The organism is Streptomyces sp. 13-12-16, assembly GCF_002114215.1.
In the GTDB taxonomy this organism is placed as follows: domain Bacteria; phylum Actinomycetota; class Actinomycetes; order Streptomycetales; family Streptomycetaceae; genus Streptomyces.
Genome location: NZ_NCTE01001391.1, coordinates 3,503 through 19,886 on the forward strand (window position 1 = coordinate 3,503; position 16,384 = coordinate 19,886).

The 16,384-nt window shown below is 69.9% G+C and carries 16 protein-coding genes and 2 pseudogenes; 10 read left to right on the plus strand and 8 right to left on the minus strand.

Annotated elements, in window-relative coordinates:
* Window positions 1-216 precede the first annotated feature (216 nt).
* Window positions 217-1,845 carry an IS200/IS605 family element transposase accessory protein TnpB gene (locus B7767_RS41325; protein ID WP_107486633.1) on the minus strand — a complete coding sequence of 543 codons (1,629 nt, stop codon included), beginning with the start codon at window positions 1,843-1,845 and terminating at the stop codon, window positions 217-219.
* Between the two features lie 166 nt (window positions 1,846-2,011).
* Here B7767_RS41325 and B7767_RS41330 point away from each other — a divergent pair, with 166 nt between their 5' ends.
* Window positions 2,012-2,617, plus strand: coding sequence for an alpha/beta hydrolase (locus tag B7767_RS41330; RefSeq protein WP_256923764.1), 606 nt, complete (start codon window positions 2,012-2,014; stop codon window positions 2,615-2,617).
* Window positions 2,618-2,794: 177 nt separating this feature from the next.
* Here the strand turns inward: B7767_RS41330 and B7767_RS45485 are convergent.
* Window positions 2,795-2,983 (minus strand): annotated as a pseudogene (locus B7767_RS45485) (fic family toxin-antitoxin system, toxin component); the annotation flags it as partial.
* Window positions 2,984-3,165: 182 nt separating this feature from the next.
* On the opposite strand from B7767_RS45485, the gene B7767_RS41340 reads away from it, so the two are divergent.
* The 4 genes from B7767_RS41340 (at window position 3,166) to B7767_RS41355 (ending at window position 6,832) form a co-directional block, all read left to right on the plus strand.
* Window positions 3,166-4,008, plus strand: a complete 843-nt coding sequence (locus B7767_RS41340; RefSeq protein ID WP_085576331.1) for a phosphotransferase — start codon at window positions 3,166-3,168, stop codon at window positions 4,006-4,008.
* A gap of 999 nt (window positions 4,009-5,007) precedes the next feature.
* Complete coding sequence (locus tag B7767_RS41345) at window positions 5,008-5,460, plus strand: MarR family transcriptional regulator (protein WP_085576332.1); 453 nt, start codon at window positions 5,008-5,010, stop codon at window positions 5,458-5,460.
* Entirely contained in the window at window positions 5,457-5,768 is a 312-nt protein-coding gene (locus tag B7767_RS41350) for a replication initiation protein, RepL2 (RefSeq protein ID WP_107486635.1), read from the plus strand. The genes B7767_RS41345 and B7767_RS41350 overlap by 4 nt, the downstream gene beginning before the upstream one ends.
* A gap of 467 nt (window positions 5,769-6,235) precedes the next feature.
* Complete coding sequence (locus B7767_RS41355; protein ID WP_085576333.1) at window positions 6,236-6,832, plus strand: hypothetical protein; 597 nt, start codon at window positions 6,236-6,238, stop codon at window positions 6,830-6,832.
* 594 nt (window positions 6,833-7,426) lie between these two features.
* Here B7767_RS41355 and B7767_RS41365 read toward each other — a convergent pair.
* The 5 genes from B7767_RS41365 to B7767_RS41385 all read right to left on the minus strand — a co-directional run bounded on the left by B7767_RS41365 (window position 7,427) and on the right by B7767_RS41385 (window position 12,103).
* Window positions 7,427-7,903 carry a helix-turn-helix domain-containing protein gene (locus tag B7767_RS41365; protein ID WP_085576334.1) on the minus strand — a complete coding sequence of 159 codons (477 nt, stop codon included), beginning with the start codon at window positions 7,901-7,903 and terminating at the stop codon, window positions 7,427-7,429.
* Window positions 7,900-8,454 (minus strand): hypothetical protein, encoded by a 555-nt coding sequence (locus tag B7767_RS41370; protein WP_085576335.1) that lies wholly within the window; start codon window positions 8,452-8,454, stop codon window positions 7,900-7,902. The genes B7767_RS41365 and B7767_RS41370 overlap by 4 nt, the downstream gene beginning before the upstream one ends.
* A gap of 596 nt (window positions 8,455-9,050) precedes the next feature.
* Window positions 9,051-10,394 (minus strand): NAD(P)/FAD-dependent oxidoreductase, encoded by a 1,344-nt coding sequence (locus tag B7767_RS41375; RefSeq protein ID WP_085576336.1) that lies wholly within the window; start codon window positions 10,392-10,394, stop codon window positions 9,051-9,053.
* A 48-nt stretch (window positions 10,395-10,442) separates the two neighbouring features.
* Complete coding sequence (locus B7767_RS41380; RefSeq protein ID WP_085576337.1) at window positions 10,443-10,874, minus strand: SgcJ/EcaC family oxidoreductase; 432 nt, start codon at window positions 10,872-10,874, stop codon at window positions 10,443-10,445.
* A 47-nt stretch (window positions 10,875-10,921) separates the two neighbouring features.
* On the minus strand, window positions 10,922-12,103 hold the full coding sequence (locus B7767_RS41385; protein ID WP_085576338.1) for an acyl-CoA dehydrogenase family protein: 1,182 nt from the start codon (window positions 12,101-12,103) through the stop codon (window positions 10,922-10,924).
* A gap of 199 nt (window positions 12,104-12,302) precedes the next feature.
* On the opposite strand from B7767_RS41385, the gene B7767_RS41390 reads away from it, so the two are divergent.
* The 5 genes and pseudogenes from B7767_RS41390 (at window position 12,303) to B7767_RS41410 (ending at window position 15,944) form a co-directional block, all read left to right on the plus strand.
* The gene (locus B7767_RS41390) at window positions 12,303-13,886 is read left to right on the plus strand and encodes a 4-hydroxyphenylacetate 3-hydroxylase family protein (protein ID WP_085576339.1); all 1,584 of its coding nucleotides are present in this window, start codon (window positions 12,303-12,305) and stop codon (window positions 13,884-13,886) included.
* Between the two features lie 219 nt (window positions 13,887-14,105).
* Complete coding sequence (locus tag B7767_RS41395; RefSeq protein ID WP_085576340.1) at window positions 14,106-14,357, plus strand: type II toxin-antitoxin system VapB family antitoxin; 252 nt, start codon at window positions 14,106-14,108, stop codon at window positions 14,355-14,357.
* A complete protein-coding gene (locus B7767_RS41400) occupies window positions 14,354-14,770 on the plus strand; it encodes a PIN domain nuclease (protein ID WP_085576341.1) in 417 nt (138 codons plus the stop codon). Before B7767_RS41395 ends, B7767_RS41400 begins: the two co-directional genes overlap by 4 nt.
* Window positions 14,771-15,247: 477 nt before the next feature.
* Window positions 15,248-15,340, plus strand: a pseudogene (locus B7767_RS49495) (transcriptional regulator); the annotation flags it as partial.
* Between the two features lie 13 nt (window positions 15,341-15,353).
* Window positions 15,354-15,944 carry an HD family hydrolase gene (locus tag B7767_RS41410; protein WP_085576343.1) on the plus strand — a complete coding sequence of 197 codons (591 nt, stop codon included), beginning with the start codon at window positions 15,354-15,356 and terminating at the stop codon, window positions 15,942-15,944.
* A 61-nt stretch (window positions 15,945-16,005) separates the two neighbouring features.
* On the opposite strand, the gene B7767_RS41415 is transcribed toward B7767_RS41410, so the two are convergent.
* Window positions 16,006-16,384: thiamine pyrophosphate-dependent enzyme (locus B7767_RS41415; RefSeq protein WP_256923767.1), on the minus strand; the 379-nt coding region annotated here is incomplete at its 5' end.

A 16,384-nucleotide genomic window follows, 5' to 3' on the forward strand; every position in this document is an offset into this window, starting at 1 on the left:
TGGCGGTGAACCCTCGGCCTGCCGTCGTGCGGATGTCGCAGCGGCAAGGGACGGCCCTGCGGTCACTGCGGAAGAAGGGCGCGTTTCCTGGCATCGGCGCGGACGGCGCGGTGTGCACGGGTTGCACCTTCCGTAGCGGCATGTGGTCCGGTGGACCCACGTCCGATGCCTTGAGGAAGGTCCCTGCTCATGCGTTCGTCCTTCACGCCACCGTTCCTAGTCAGTGAGCAGGAGTGAGTCTTGGACCCATGCCTGGACACTGCGGACATCCCGAACGGTTCTGGGTGTCCTGGTTGCCCGCGTTCGTTCCGCGTCCGGCGGCACGGATCGTGTCCGTGGTCCGGGAACGCGGCGGCGGGGTCCCTCACGCCCGGGAGTATCCGGTCCGGCCTGGGCGGTCCGATGCCCGTGCACATCGCTCTGGTGTGCACGGGGCGGTGCCGTCCGACGCCGGACCGAATAGCCCTGGGCGCGTCGTCCGATCGCGATGCTCGCCGCATCGTGCCGGGTGGTGGTGCGGGTGGTGCTGGTCAGGGGCTTCTGCCAGTGCTGCGCGCCCCATTTCGAGGTGTAGGCGGGGTCGACGGCGATGACCGCGATCCCCGTCCGGTCGGCCATCGAGGTCAGACGGGTACGGAGTCTGCCGGTGGGCAGGCCGGAGACCAGATGCCGGAACCGCTTCTTGCGGCCGTGCTTCTCGCGGGTCTTCTCCGCGGTGAAGTCCAGGTTCTCGACGGCGATCGCCCGCACGCCGCAGGCCTGGGCCCAGTGCAGTAGCTGGGTCAGGGCGTGTCGGACCTGGGCGTCCCGGTGGCTGGCGGTGCCGGACAGATCGTAGAAGAACCGGCGCGGGCTGCCGGTGGGGTTGCCGTGGGTGTCGAGGCGCCAGGCGGCCAGGTGGTCGGCATTCATGTCCACCCCGATCACCCCGTGCGCGAGCGCCGCCGCCATCGGCACCGTCCGCGCTACTGGGATCTGCCAGGAGGCCGTCACATACCAGCGCCCCCGGGCCACGTCGTAGTGGATGCGGTAGGCGATCGCCCGGTTCGCCTCGACCCGGTCGGCCCACTCCTGCCCCCTGTGGGCGAAGGCGACCCGGCCGGTGAGGACGTACCGGCCGTGCGGAGCGTTGGCCAATCCGGTGAGCGGGGCGGGCAGCCGGATACTGACCTCACCGTCCGGGCTGATGCGGAGGGTCTCGTTGCCATACCGCTTCCCCGACTCCCCGTCCGCCTGCAAGAACCAGCGCTGCGCCTCCCAGCGTTCACGCCACTGGGATTCGGTGAGCTGTGCGGCGGGCAGGTGGTGCCGGGTGCGGGCCAGGCGCTTGCCGCCCCGCACTACATGCACTCTCCCGGCCTCCCAGTCAGCGCGCTCCCGCGCCAGCCGGTCCTCCAGCACACGCAGGCGGCGTGCCTTGGCATGCCATTCGCGCCTGCTGCGGTAACCACCCGGCGCCCGCTTTGCACCCTTCTCTCCGGCAGGCAGTGACAGCCGGTGGGTGATCATGCGGATCCCCGCCTCCAGCGACCGGATGTGGGCCAGAGCGCAGCGGCGGGCCAGTGCCCACTGGTCGTGCGTGGCCTTGGTGACCGACCCCGCCCAGCGGGCCGACGAGTGGGGTGTCAACTCCCTCTTGCGCACCGCCCACGCCCCGGTGTCGTGTTCCAGGCCGTCCCGGCAGCGCGCCTTCAGGTCACGGCCGGCCAGCGCGCCCAGATGCGCGCCCACCCGCCGCAGCACCTCCTCGTCAGCACCGGTGAGCTGCCCCAGCCGGGTACGGACCGTCACCCCCGACGGGCCGGGAACGACGAGCGGCGCCGCAAGCGTCCGCAGACCACCCATCACACCACCCCCGCAGCCCAGTCCCGAGAAACCCGATCACCACACCCAACGAGCACCCCCCGCAAAGGTCACCCATTCGATAGGCGAACTCTCACCCCATCCCTGGGGTGCCATCTCGCACTCTCCTGCCGCCACAGCACTCACCCACCCGCGCCAGAACGCACTCGTGCTCAGTCGAACTCCAGCAGTTCCCGACCCCCGGCTGGTGGACCGGGCCCGGCACTCCGCGGCGGAGGGCTTCGCCACGGCCACCATCGAGCTCCCCGGGAGCGGTGACCGGCCCCGTCGGCCCGCCGTCGAGCAGGCCCGTGCCGACCTGCGCCGGGTGCTGGAGGCCGGCGAGCCGGTCGGCGACGAGATCGTCGACGCCCTCGTCCTCCCGCTCGTCGACAGGGCGGTCCCCGAATGGCAGGCCGCCCTGGACGCCCTCCTGCCGCTGCCCGGGATCGGCGGCCCGGTCGGGTACTCGGGGGGAGTGATCTCCGTCGGCGTCCGGCTGGCGGTGGTCGAGCCGCGCATCGTGGCCGCCGCTCTCTTCGCCGGGAGCTTCGTGCCCCGCGTCATGTTCGAGGAGGCCCGCCGGGTCACCGTCCCCCTGCACGTCCTGCTGCAGTGGGACGACGAGGGGAACGACCGGCAGGCGGCCCTGGACCTGTTCGACGCCTTCGGCTCCAGGGAGAAGTCCCTCCACGCCCACATGGGCGGGCACACCGGCGTCCCGCGGTCCGCGGCAGACGCCGCGGTCCAGTTCTTCACCCGGCACCTGAGGTGAGGGCGGGCCGTGGGACCGGCAGCGGACGGTGAGCGGTGTCGGCCGGCATGCCGCCCGGCGCCACCGGTCCCCGGCCCCGCCCTTCATCGCCGGGCGTATCGGGCCGCCGTGCACGCGGTCGGGCCGGCGAGTCCTGTCCTTGTGCCACCGGGCACGCCCAGGCCCTGACGGATCCCTTCAGGTGGCGGTGGGCCGGCCGCGCAGCAGGGCTGCGATCCTCCCTGCGGTGCAGGCCGGGTCCAGGAGCAGGTCCTTCAGGGCCAGGGCGTCCTCGCGGGCGGGTTCGACGGTGATCCCGGCGGCCTCGAGGTACATCACGCCGGTGGCGGCGGCGACGGCCAGGTTGGAGCGCTCCAGCCAGCGGCAGCCCCGGGCGCAGGCCCGTCCAGATGACCGGCCGGATAAATCCTCGGGCCTGTGCGGGTCCTGCCTTGCGATGCTTGTCGCCGGGTCCGGGGGGTGGCCGCCGAATGACGCCCACGAGGACATCGGGGGCATCGCCGCTGTCCCCGGACGGGTATGTGTGCTCAACACCGAAGGAGAAGGACATGGAGCCGTCAGAACTCCGCCGCGCCGTTGAGGCAGGGCGGGCGACCGCTTCGGAGCTGGGCCTTCAGGTCGACGACGCGATCGTCATCCACAACTCGGACCGCGTCGCGCTGCGTCTGGTCCCTTGCGGTGTTCTGGCCCGGGTCGCGCCGTTGGGGCATCTCGCCGACTCCGAGTTCGAAGTCGAGGTCGCTCGCCGTCTTTCCGCCGTCGACGCCCCGGTGGCTGAGCTCGAGCCCCGGGTCGAGCCCCGGGTCCATCTGCGTGATGCCTTCGCCGTTTCGCTCTGGACCTACTACGAACCGGTGGGGTCGGAGATCGCCCCGGCCGACTACGCGGACGTGTTCCTGCGGCATCATGCCGCCCTGCGCCGGATCGATCTGGACGCACCGCATTTCACCGATCGAGCCGCCGTGGCACTGAGAGAGGTGAACGACCGGGAGCACTCCCCCGAGCTGTCCGATTCCGACCGGAAACTCCTCAGCGACACACTCGGTGGACTGAGCGCCGTGATCAGCAGCGACAGAGCCGGCGACCAACTGCTGCACGGCGAGCCTCATCCGGGCAACCTCCTGAACACGAGGAGAGGGCCGCTTTTCGTGGACCTCGCCACCTGTTGCCGTGGGCCGATCGAGTTCGACCTCGCCCATGCGCCCGAAGAAGTGGGAAAGCACTATGCGGGGGCCGACCACGACCTGATCCACCGGTGCCGCGCCCTGAACTGGGCGATGTTCTCCGCCTGGCGCTGGCGCCGGGACGACCAGATGCCCGACCGGGACCACTGGAGAGCGGAGGGCCTCAACCGGGTTCGTACCGCACTCGACCGCTGCGCACTGGACTGAACCCGACACGGAGGGGCTGCTGGACGGCCCCGGTCCGCTGCGCCGTGTGCGGCATCCCGTCACGATGCGGCGGCCGGACTCGGCCTGCTTGAGAGGACACCTCATTCCCTCGCCCCGTGCCCACGTCACCACCCCGGACACGAGCCGGTCACATGATCCGCCGAACAGGTCCTGATGGTCCTGGTGGTCGTCGTCGGGCGGTAACAGGGGGTGCCGTGAGGGTGGCGCAGCATCTGCGAAGGCCGGACGGAAGCCGGCTCCGCGCGGCTCTCCGCGCCCACGGGTCGGTACGCCGTCGGCCCTTGGGGCCTCCGGTGCACCGACGGGGCCCCGCGGGTACACGGGCGGCTGCGGCTCGTCGAGGGTGTCAATGAATGCGTGGCTGAGGTCGGCAGGGGTTGATGGAGGCATACGTGACGGGTGGCTCGTCGGCTGCGGCGGCGTCGTGGCGTGCTTTCGTCGGCCGAGGACGGGGGAGGGAGCCGGGTTCTTCGGCGACAGGTCGGAAGTGGGGCCGTGGTGAACGCTTCACCGGGAAGTGCTGAGCAGTGCCTCGCGCGACCGCTTGGAGGAGCACGGGGTGTGGCCGGGAGCTGCCGTAAGCAACAGCCTGTGTTGCTGTAAGAGAGAGCGCGCGGAGAAAGAACGCTCCGACCAGCGGAGATACCTTTCTGCACACGGTTCTGACGATCTGGCAGCCGGTCCTGAGCATCGTGCACCCGGTTCCTGAGGGCAGGGCAGGCAGTTCCGGGAACCGCTGTGCCCATGTTTCAGGAACCGTGACCACGTCCGCAGGATCCGACCAGATTGACGTCAGGTACATGAGCAGGCGCCGCTTTCACCGGGACGACTTCGGATGCGGATCGATGCCCGGTGGAGCGACACGCCTTGGAGGCGGACTACATGAACTCCATGCTCATGTACGTTGAGTTCATCTGGTCGGCGCCGAGGGCCGCCGCTCATCGACGTCGAGGCAATGTCCGGCCACGGGAGGGCCTGTTGGGAGCAGTACGCAGACTGGTCGACGCCGACACCGGCGAGGCCATCCCATACGCGCCTTACGCCTTCTCGGGCGAGCACATCCAGGTGGACAAGGCCAGAGTCGAGGCGATCACCGAGAGCAAGGAATTCACCCCGAGCCAGAAGTACATGGTGCTGTGGTGGATCGGAGTCTCCCCTCAAGGCATGGCGCCGCTGAGGGCGACCGGCGCGGACATCGCCAAGAAGGTCGGGATGACCGCCGATGCCGTCGGCAAGATCAACCGGAAGCTGCTCAAGCAGCGCATCCTGATCGAGCGCGGACGCATCGGCAACTACAGGCTCTACCGGATCAGCCCGTACATTGCTTTCCACGGGACCGGCATCGAGCAACGGGAAGCGATCAAGACGTGCAACCCGCCGGACATCCCCGGCTTCGACAGTACGGCTCCTTCACTCTGGGAGGTCCAGTGAACAACGACGACAAGCACAAGCTCCTGGACGTCCTGCACCGCACGGCCGGCATGACCGCCAACCAACGCCTGGTCGTCATGCTCTACGCGATGCACCCCACCGACCGCGTCGGTGCCGTCGTCGAAACCGGCGCCAAGCTCGCCGAGCTCGTCGGCATGTCCCCGACCGTCTTCTCCCGCACCCGGCGCCAGGTCGTGGAGGCCGGGTGGCTCGAGGAATCCGAGCGGCTCGCGCACATCAGCTACTACAGGCTCAGTGCGAAGAGCACCGGCGAGGACGTCGTCGTCCCCCTGCGTCGCGCGACCTGAACAGCTCCGAGACCGGAACTCATGTACGTGAGGTCAATGAGCACCGTTCCTGGGACAGGTGCTCATTGACCTCACGTACATGACAGCTCGACGTCTCCGCTCTTCATACGGGCGATGACGTACTCGCCACTGTCCTGGGCGGACCCCGTGACTGGACCGCGTTCGACGGCGGGACCTCCTCGATGCCGTTGCTGTCGGCCGTACGGAGGCGCCCCGTTCCTTGGGCGGGTGGTGTCGATGAGTTCGGAAGGCACCGGGGCTCCTGCCAGGACAGCGCCGGGGCGCTCTTGGTGAAACGTGCTGGTCATGCGGCAAACGGGCACTGCGGTCATCCGCCGGTCGCACCACTTTCTCGGCCGTCGGACGGAGCCGGGTCAGCCCTCGGAGCGACGCTCGGAGCCCCCGGTGACTGGGATCTTCCTTACCGAACGGACCGAACAGCAGTTCATCCGAGCCGAGGACCGCCCATGCCGCAGCTCCAGCACGCCGAAGAACCCACCACCGTCCACCCCGGACGATTACGCGTCGCATGGCGGGCGGCCCACGAACCCGTTGCCGGAGTGTCACGACGGATCCGACTCGTGGCTTACGCCGTGCCCTTGGTCGTCCTCCCATCCAGTGTCTGGCGGCTCCCGGCCGCGTTCGGCGACGATCGCGGACTCGGCGAACGGACGTACGTCGTCTTCCTGTCGGTTCTGTCCGAGGCCTTCGCGTTCACCGCGATCGGTCTGATCGCACGCTGGGGTGAGGTGTTCCCGCGCTGGATCCCGTTCCTCCGCGGCCGCCGGGTTCCGAGAAGGGCAGCCGTCCTCCCCGCCACCATCGGGGCCGCGAGCCTCACTCTCCTGTTCACCCTTCTGTTCATCGTCCCCGAGGTCAGGGGCACCACCATCCGAGGTGGCGACCTGCCTGCCGACCACCCCAGCCAAGCCGGCGGCTGGGAAGCCGCCTGGTTCTACGTCTGCTACGCGCCGCTGACCCTGTGGGGGCCGCTGCTGGGCGTACTGACCGTGGCGTACTGGAAACGCCGTTCCGCGGTCGAGAGGACACCCGCGGCGGCGTGAGATCGCCGTCGCCTCGACGCTCACTCCGGAGATCGGGGCCGTGGGCGAGCAGTGCGGGGAAAGGGAGACCACGACCAGGCCGTCCTCGATGCGGGACAGGAACGCCCCGCGCCGGTGGGTCGGCGTTGGCGGTCAGGCCTGGAACGGGTTCTCCGATGGGCTGGTGACCGAGACACTGCCCCTGTGGGCATTGACCTCTTCGATACGAACTCGGTGACAGGACCGGAGTCGTCGAAGTCATGCACCAAGCGGACCGGATCCGCCCCAGCCTCTATCGGCGTACACAAGTACACCGTCGTAGCCTGCTGGCCGAGCGGCAGCTGGAACTCGGCCACCTGGAAGCGGCCTGCGCCACCTGACACCAGGCTCTCGACGACTACTCCAGGGTGCAGTCCTGTCGTGCCGACGACCGTGTAGAGGCGATGTCCGGTGTCTTGCGCCCTCATCTGAAGAACGCGACGGCCTGCGACCCGTACGACCGAGCGCAGATGATCGCGCCAGCGTCGCTGGTCACCTGCTCCCATGGGTTCGCACTGAGCTCGGACACAGGAGGCGTTGGGCAGGGCGTCGAGACGGTTCGGTTCCTGCTGAGCGTCAGCCCGCGAGCCGAAGTGTCGGCAGGGCCCTGGGCAGGGGCGCGTCCTCACCACCGTCGGGGTCGGGGTCGGGGTCGGGATCGAACATCGTGCCCGTCCTGGGGTCGGAGCGGCGTGGCGGCCGTACACCCGACTCGTACCGCAGGGGCCACAGGTATGTGTCCGGATCGGAGATGCTGTTGATCATGTGGGCTTCCGATTCGTAGCCGGCCAGCAGTGGGTGAATGCGCAGCGCTCCGCGCTTTGTGCGGCCCTCCAGGATGCCGATGTCCTTCAGTTCGCCGATGGCGCGGGACACGGCGGCCTGGCTGATCCCCAGGCGCCCGGACAGTTCCGCTTGGGTGATCCGGACCGCGCCGCCGGGACGCTGCCGGGCGGTGAGGATGTCGAACACATCGCGCGCCGTGCTCCTGAGCCTGGCGTTCGGGAGGTGCTCCCAGATCGCAGGGTTGTGAACCAGGGGTGCGCCGGTCATCGGTTCCTCGTCTCGGGCAGAGGCGGCTGGATCGTCCGGGCCTTGAGGACGTCCGTGATCCTCGCGACCAGGGCGTGCTGCTTGCGGCTTCCCCACCGGTAGGCGTAGGAGGGGTCCAACTGGTACTGGCCTTGCTTGTGTTTCCAGGCGAAGTTGTGCTTGTCGAGCGCCTTCAGGGCCCGGCTGACCTTTGATTGATGGCAGCCGAAGTGCGAGCCGAGGCTCTGCTGGGTCGCCTGCACCAGCCCGTCCTCGTCGTGCGTCGCCACCATGTAGTCGAGGAGGTCACGGGCCATCGGGCTCAGCTTGAAGCGCCACAGGTTCTCGTGGATCTCCGTGGACAGGGCAAGGTGCTTGCCGCCGGGGAAGGCGTACCCCTTCCGGGGTGGGTCGGCAACAATCGTGCCGCCGTTCCGGCTGATCTTCTCCAGCGTCTGGAGCAGGGTGCGCGACAGATCTTCCGGGATGCTGCGCGACGGATGCGGGGCAGCTGACAGCCGAACCGTCCTCCGTGGTTCGGGGACGGCGGCGATGCGCCTCGTTTGGGGCACTGACCTGCTTTTTCTCCATTTTTGCTTGCGGTCAGCATGACTAACGAGTCATTCAATTCTTGGTTTCATGCAAGGATCGGAGCGCCGTCCTCGCCGCGATCAAGTTATGCGTGCAGCTGCATAAATCCCTGGGCTCCGGAGGCCCGAGTTATGCACTCCAGGTGCATAAAACTCCGACATCGTCGCAGGTCAGAGCGTCGCCGCTATCTTTAAAGAAAGGGCGGAGGTCGGGGGTCCGTGCGGCGCCGTGCGGGAGGCCCTGCGGTCCTCGCGCAAGCGCTCCGGTCCTCGGGGTGGTCATGCCGCGTGAGTCCGACCGGACCGTGGTCCGGGGCGGAGGACGATCGGCAAAAAGGGAAGCGTGGCTGACGCCCGGTCGTGGTTGCTGGAGGCACACGCGCGCCTGGGTGCTCGGCCGCCCGTATCGCCGTGGCTGACTGTCGGTGGTCGATGTTCCGACGGGCTCCTGAGTCTTCCCAGCGGCAGGATGGTTGGCATGGCCAAATCCCGGACATGTGGGAGGCCGACCGCCTGGGGGCGTGGCGAGTCCGCCGCAGGGGATGACCCGTACGGCGGGCTCGTCGTGTCCGGCCGGTTCAGGCGGGCAGGGGCTGGGCCCGTTCGAAGCCCCGGGCGACGCGTTCCTGCATCTGCGGGGTCATCAGGGCGGTGGGCGGGTCGACCAGGCCGGCCACGCGCATGAAGGTGGCCGTGACCTCGCCGTCCACCGCGGCGGCGGTGTGCAGCTTGGCCATGTACATACCGGACTGTTCCCACTCGGGGGTCCGTACGCCCTCCACCTCCGGGTAGCCCAGGTCGGCGCCCGCGGAGAACTGCCACGGCACCTCGATGACGTTGTCGATGTCCCGGAAGAAGGCGAGCGGGTCCACCTCGCCCCGGGACAGGTGGTCGCGCAGGACCAGGGCCTCCAGTGCGGAGACCGTCATGCCCTGGCCGTAGACCGGGTTGAAGCTGCACGCGGCGTCGCCGAGCACCAGGTAGTGGCCGGGGAAGCGGGACAGCCGCTCGAACCGGCGCCGCACGCTGGCCGGGTACCGGAAGACCGTGCCGTCGCCGACCGGTTCGGCGTCGTGGATCGCGTCGTGGATGTCGGTCACCGGCAGGGTCCGGGTCCACTGGAGGAAGCCGTCGAGGTCGGCGGGTGCGCTGTCGCCCAGTACGCCGGTCAGGGAGACCACGACCAGACCGTCCTCGATGCGGGACAGGAACGCCCCGCGCCGGTGGGTCGGCGAGGTGACCGGGTTGATCGACAGGTCGCCGTCCAGGACCGACTCGTCGCGCAGCCGGAACAGGCGGGTCGTGTAGCTGAGGTCGATCCGGATCCGCTCCTCCTCGGGGCGCCCGTAGCCCAACTCCTCCAGCCACACCGGGGTGCGGGAGGCGCGGCCGGTGGCGTCGACGACCAGGTCCGCGGTGAGCGTGCGCTCCGTCGAGCCCGCGTCGTGGCCCTGCACCCGTACGCCGGTCACGTTCGCGCCGGCCTCGTCGGTGACGAGGCCGGTGATGTCGTGGCGCTCCAGGAAGGTGATGTTCCCGAGCGCGGCGACACGTGCGCGCACCCGGCTCTCCAGCAGCGGGCGGGTGGCCGAGACGCAGACCAGCCCGGTGGCGCGGGGGCTGAGCCGCCGGCCGCCGAAGAACCAGCGCAGTTCGCCGAGGTCGCCGGTCGGGATGCCCGCGGCGACGGCCTCGTCGGTGAAGTCGGGGAAGAGCTCGTCGAGGATCTGCTGCCCGCGGGCGAGCAGCCCGTGGACGTGCCGGCCCTGCGGCACGCCCTTGCGTGCCGTGGTGGACCCGCCGATGTCGTCGCGCTCGACGACCAGGACCTCGCCGTAGGAATCGGCGAGCACCCGTGCGGCCAGGAGCCCCGCCATGCTGCCGCCGAGCACCACCGCGCGGTCACCCCGTGCGCCGGCCATCGCTGTCACCTCTCTCTTCCGTTCTCTCGCCTGAAGGGGCTGTCGCGCTCACGCGGCGTGCCGCGGGCTGTTCTGGTAGGCGCCGAGGAACCACCGGCCGTCCCGCTTGACGACGACCCAGGAGGCGTGGACGGCGCGCTCGGGCGCCGGCTCGGTCTCGCCCGGCGCGAGGATGCCGCCGCGCGTGATCAGCACGCCGGCGCCCTCGTTGGCGAAGCGGATGTCGATCGGGGTGCCGGTGACGCGGGTGCCCTTGTAGGGGCCCGCGAAGGCGGCGGCGGCGAAGGCGCGGATGGCGTCGCGGCCCTTCTCGTACACGCCCGGCAGGATCAGGGTCCCGTCCGGGGTGAACACCTCGGCGAAGGCGTCGGCGTCGTAGGCGGCCCACGCCTCGACGATGCGCTGGGGGATGGAGGCGACGGCGGCCTTGTCCTCGTCGGAGATCTCGACGGCGGGGGCGGCGGTGGTCTGCGTGGTCATGAGTCTGCTCTCTCTGCTCTCTGTCGCGGAACGGCGTCGGAACGGGCTCAGATGTAGAGCGTGTTGGGCTGCTGGCCGCACAGAACGCGGCCGTACAGCTCGGCGTTGGTGTTCGGGTTCATCAGGGCGTGCAGGCTCATGGCCTGGATGTCGCGGGTGATCCGCTGGATCGGCACGTCCCGGTAGACGGACGAGCCGCCGGAGGCGGAGGCGAAGACGTCGACGGCCTCCTTGGCCAGGCGGACCGCGGCGCCCATGTCGGCGCGGGCGCGGGCCCGCTCCAGCACCGTCCACTCCTCGCCCGAGACGCCCTTGGAGTCGACGAGGTCGGCCAGGCGGTGCGCGTGGAACTGTGCCTGGTCGGCCTTGAACACCGCCTCGGACACCTGGAGGTGCGTCAGGGGGGCCTCGGCCTGCTTGGTGTACCAGGTGTAGGTCAGGGTGCGGTCCGGGAGCCGCTCGAAGAAGACGTCCTGGGCGGCGCGGGCCAGGCCCACCGCGGTGCCGACCGAGGAGGCGGCGGCGACCGGCAGCAGCGGGGCCCGGTAGACCGGGGAGTCCGCGTTGAGCCGGGAGGCGTACTGGCCGGTCAGGACGGCCGGCAGCGGCAGCACGCGCTCCTGGGGGATGAACACGTCCTTGGCGACGGTGGAGACGCTGCCGGTGCCGCGCAGTCCGGAGGTGTCCCAGTCGTCGATGATCTCGAGCTGGTCCATGGGCACGAGCGCCATCAGCGGCAGGTGCTGGCCGTGCGGCATCTCCTGCGCGGCGATGACCTCCTGCCAGTGGGCGTGCCGGGCGCCGCTGACGAAGCTCCACTTGCCGTTGACGACGATGCCGCCCTCGACGGGGGTGGCCAGCGCGGACGGGCTGAGCGTGCCGCAGACGCGCACGTCGGGGGTGGCGAAGACCTCGTCCTGGACGTTGTCGGGGAACAGGCACGTCATGAAGGTGGGGATCCAGTACACCGACGCCGTCCAGGCGGCGGCCCCGTCGCCGCGGGCCAGCTCGGTGGCCACGTCGACCAGGGTGCGGGTGTCGGCCTCGTAGCCGCCGTACCGCTTGGGCACCCGCAGCCTGAAGACGCCGGCTGCGGCCAGGGCCTCGATCGTCTCGTCCTGGAGCCGTCCGTCGTCCTCGGCCTTCTGGGCGTTCTCGCGCAGCAGCGGCGCCACTTCGGCCGCGCGCCGGACAAGCTGCGCACGCGTGGGGATGTCGGCGGTGAGCATCGTGAAGTCCTCCCGGGACGTGACAGGTCGTACCACCAGGCGGTGCTGACCCGACCTCACACCGCGGCGGGCCGTCGCGGCACCTTCCGGATTGCGCACCCTCGCCCTGGCCGCGACTTCGCCATCTCGCCCGCGGACCGGTCCCAGTGCCGCACGGGGGAAGAAGCCCGGGGGCGTCCCGGCTGCCACGATGAGACGCATGACCGATCAGCAGGATGCCGCCGCTCACCCGGCGGACGGACCCCGGACGCGGCCGCTGACGGGCGAGGAGTACCTCGAGAGCCTGCGCGACGACCGCGAGGTCTTCCTCTACGGCGACCGGGTCAAGGACGTCACCGCGCACCCGGCGTTCGCCAACCCGGCGCGGATGACGGCCCGCCTCTACGACGCCCTGCACGATCCCGCCCACCGGGACGTGCTGACCACGCGCACGGACGGCGGAGCGGCGGAGGGCTACACGCACCGCTTCTTCACCACCCCGCGCTCCGCCGAGGACCTGGTCGCCGACCAGCGGGCCATCGCGGCCTGGTCCCGGATGAGCTACGGCTGGATGGGCCGCAGCCCCGACTACAAGGCGGCGTTCCTCGGCACCCTGGGCGCCAACGCCGACTTCTACGCGCCCTTCGACGACAACGCGCGCCGCTGGTACCGCGAGTCGCAGGAGAAGGTCCTGTACTGGAACCACGCGATCGTGCACCCGCCCGTGGACCGCAACCTGCCGCCCGACAAGGTCTCCGACGTGTTCGTGCACGTGGAGAAGGAGACCGACGCGGGCCTGGTGGTCAGCGGCGCCAAGGTGGTCGCCACCGGGTCGGCGCTGACCCACGCGAACTTCATCGCCCACCACGGACTGCCGGTGAAGGAGAAGAGGTTCGCCCTCATCGCCACCGTGCCCACCGGTGACAAGGGCGTGAAGCTGATCTGCCGGCCCTCCTACACCGCGACGTCCGCGGTGATGGGCAGCCCCTTCGACTACCCGCTCTCCTCCCGGCTCGACGAGAACGACACCATCCTCGTCCTGGACAAGGTCCTCATCCCCTGGGAGAACGTGTTCGTCTACGGCGACACGGCCAAGGTCCAGATGTTCTCCGGGCAGTCCGGCTTCATGGAGCGCTTCACCTTCCACGGCTGCGTCCGCCTCGCGGTGAAGCTGGAGTTCATCGCCGGACTCCTCGCCAAGGCCCTGGAGATCACCGGCACCCAGGACTTCCGCGGCGTCCAGACCCGGCTGGGCGAGGTGCTCGCCTGGCGCAACCTGTTCTGGGGGCTGTCCGACGCGGCCGCCCGCAACCCGGTGAAGTGGCGGGGCGGCGCGGTGCTGCCCAACCCGCAGTACGGCATGGCGTACCGGTGGTTCATGCAGGTCGGCTACCCGCGCGTCAAGGAGATCGTCCAGCAGGACGTGGCCAGCGGGCTGATCTACCTCAACTCCAGCGCCGAGGACTTCAAGAACCCGGAGATCCGCCCCTACCTCGACACCTACCTGCGCGGCTCCGGGGGCATCGGGGCCGAGGAACGGGTCAAGGTGCTGAAGCTGCTGTGGGACGCGGTGGGCACCGAGTTCGGCGGCCGGCACGAGCTGTACGAGCGCAACTACGCCGGCAACCACGAGGCGACCCGGGCCGAGCTGCTGTTCGCCCAGACCGCCTCCGGGCAGCTCGACGACTACAAGGCGTTCGCCGACCAGTGCCTGTCCGAGTACGACCTGGACGGCTGGACCGCGCCCGACCTCGTCTCCTTCGACCACCTGCGCGGATCACTCCCCGGACTGCTCGGCGGCTGAATCCCCCGCGGCGCCGAGCGGGCGGCCGGGACCCCGGGAAGGGGTCCCGGCCGCTCCTTTTGCCGCTCCTTCTGCCGTCAGCGGGCGAGCAGGTCGGACAGCGAGAGCAGCGGGAAGTCGGCTGCCACCGAAGAGGGGCGTCCGTGTCGGCACCTCGATACCATTCATTAGTTCAAATTGATATCGCTGGTGTGTTGTCAGGCTGTGGAGGGATGGCTGATGGCCAGGACTGTGATCGATCTGGACGACGAGATCGTCGAGCAGGCGATGCGGGTGTACGGCGTGAAGACCAAGGCCGCCGCGGTACGGGCGGCCATGGAGGAGGGGGTGAAGCTGAGGTTGCGCCGGGAGCTGTTCGACGCCATCGACGAGGGGGAGTTCGAGGACGCGTTCGCGGAGATCCGCTCGCAGACCGGGCCACGTAACCCGGACGGCACGCTCAAGCGTGAGGGTGGGGCCTCGGCGGCGTGAAGGGGCGTTATCTCATCGACAAGTCGGCGCTGGCCCGTCGAGGCAAGGCGGCGGTGCGGGCGCGGCTGGATGTGCTGGACCGCGACGGGCTCCTCGCGGTCTGCGCCCTGACGGAGTACGAGGTTCTGTACTCGGCACGCGGCAAGCCCGAAGCGCTGCGACTGCGTACCCTGCTCCGCGGCTTCGACCACCTGCCCTGCAACGATCAGGAGTTCGAGCGGGCGCTCGAGATCCAGGGCCTGGCGCTGAACGCCGGCTTCCACCGCGCGCTGTCGCTGGCCGACGTCCTCATCGCGGCAACCGCCGAACGGCACCGGGCCACGGTCCTGCACTACGACGGCGACTTCGACATGATCGCTTCGGTGAGCGGGCTGAAGGCCGAGTGGGTCGTGGAGCCCGGTACGGCCGACTGAGCCGACGTGTGCCGGTGCGGTCGGTGTTCTCATGCAGGGAAAACCTGCCGCCGTGGCGGGCCCCGGCCAGTCCTTCACGGAAGGCGATGGCCGCGGTCTCGGTGCGCGTCGCCGCGCCCGGTTTCGTCAGGACGGGAGAGACGCGCACGCCGCCGTGCTCGGCGAGATGTGCGGTCGGGAGGCGATCTGCCGGATGCCCAGCCCTTCGGCGACCAACCGGACCGGCCCGCAGGTGATCACCACCACGCGCGACGAACGGAACACCAGCTTCGGACGTCCTTGATCTGTACGCGGTCACCGCACGGTTTCGACCAGTCGTCGCGATCCGAGGCCGACATCAGCACGGGTGCCGGGACGCGAAGCGCCACCGCGACCACGAGAGCATTGATGGCCCTCCTTCGTGGTCAGCGGCCGAGCAGGTCGGACAGGAACGGGGCCAGTACGCCCCGGGAGACCTTGCAGTCCAGCAGTAGAGGGCTCCCCGTGATGTTGGATAGCCGGGAGCTCTCCTCACGCGCACGGCGGGAGCTGGAGAGCATCCGGTACGCAATCCGCCTCGCCGAGGCGTGAGAGGAGTCCGAGGGTGTCCGAGGATCTGACCGCGGTAGCGCGCTTCCTGTTCGAGGCGGGGACGCTCAAGCACACCAAGCGCACCGGATGGTGGATGGCCGGCGTCAAGGATCCGGAGTCGGTCGCCGATCACTCGTGGCGCACCGCTCTCATCGCCACGATCATCGCCGAACTCGAAGGCGCCGACCCCGCACGGGCCGCGTTCCTCGCCGTCTGGCACGACACCGGAGAGACTCGCACCGGTGACATCAACCACCTCGGGAAGAAGTACACCAACGGCGAGGCCGACGCCCGGGACATCACCGCCGACCAGGTCGCCGGCATGCCGGAGATCCTCGCCGGTGCCCTGTGCGACCTGATCGCCGAGTACGAGGGGAAGGGGTCCCCGGAAGCCGTCTGCGCACGTGACGCCGACAAACTGGAGTGCATGATCCAGGGCATCGAGTACCGGGACCAGGGCTACGCCAACGCCCAGCGCTGGATCGACAACAGCCGGGGCCGGATCGTCACCGAGAGCGGTCAGGCCCTGGCGGACGCGGTCCTCGGAACGGGATCGCTCGACTGGCTCCGCGCCGCACTCGGTGAGAAGCAGCCACGGGGCTGATCGACACCGTCCGTGCTCGCTCGGCCGGAACGGTTCACCCTGGCTGGGCCCTCCTTTGTGGTCAGCGGCCGAGCAGGTCGGACAGGAACGGGGCCAGCACGCCCCGGGAGACCTTGCAGTCCAGTAGCAGCGTGCCCTCGGCTCCCCGGGCGGTCCACTCCGGTACGGCGTCCAGGTCGGCGGTGCCGCGTACGGTGACGGCCCGTGCCCCGAGCGCCCGTGCCACCGCGGCGAAGTCGGTGTCGCCGAAGCGCAGTGTGGCCGCGTCCGCGCCCCGGGGCACGTACATGTGCTCCTCGAAGCCGTAGGACGCGTCGTCGTAGACCACCACCAGTGCCGACCGGCCCGAGCGCACCAGGGTCTCCAGTTCGGGCAGGCCCATCAGCGCCCCGCCGTCGCCGACGGCGACCACCGTGGTGCGGTCGGGCCGGCCCACGGCC

Excerpts from the sequence above, each read along its gene's own strand:
- B7767_RS41325 (WP_107486633.1), bottom strand. The coding sequence starts at position 1,845 with ATGGGTGGTCTGCGGACGCTTGCGGCGCCGCTCGTCGTTCCCGGCCCG.
- B7767_RS41340 (WP_085576331.1), top strand. The coding sequence starts at position 3,166 with ATGGAGCCGTCAGAACTCCGCCGCGCCGTTGAGGCAGGGCGGGCGACC.
- B7767_RS41355 (WP_085576333.1), top strand. The coding sequence starts at position 6,236 with ATGCCGCAGCTCCAGCACGCCGAAGAACCCACCACCGTCCACCCCGGA.
- B7767_RS41365 (WP_085576334.1), bottom strand. The coding sequence starts at position 7,903 with ATGACCGGCGCACCCCTGGTTCACAACCCTGCGATCTGGGAGCACCTC.
- B7767_RS41375 (WP_085576336.1), bottom strand. The coding sequence starts at position 10,394 with ATGGCCGGCGCACGGGGTGACCGCGCGGTGGTGCTCGGCGGCAGCATG.
- B7767_RS41380 (WP_085576337.1), bottom strand. The coding sequence starts at position 10,874 with ATGACCACGCAGACCACCGCCGCCCCCGCCGTCGAGATCTCCGACGAG.
- B7767_RS41385 (WP_085576338.1), bottom strand. The coding sequence starts at position 12,103 with ATGCTCACCGCCGACATCCCCACGCGTGCGCAGCTTGTCCGGCGCGCG.
- B7767_RS41390 (WP_085576339.1), top strand. The coding sequence starts at position 12,303 with ATGACCGATCAGCAGGATGCCGCCGCTCACCCGGCGGACGGACCCCGG.
- B7767_RS41395 (WP_085576340.1), top strand. The coding sequence starts at position 14,106 with ATGGCCAGGACTGTGATCGATCTGGACGACGAGATCGTCGAGCAGGCG.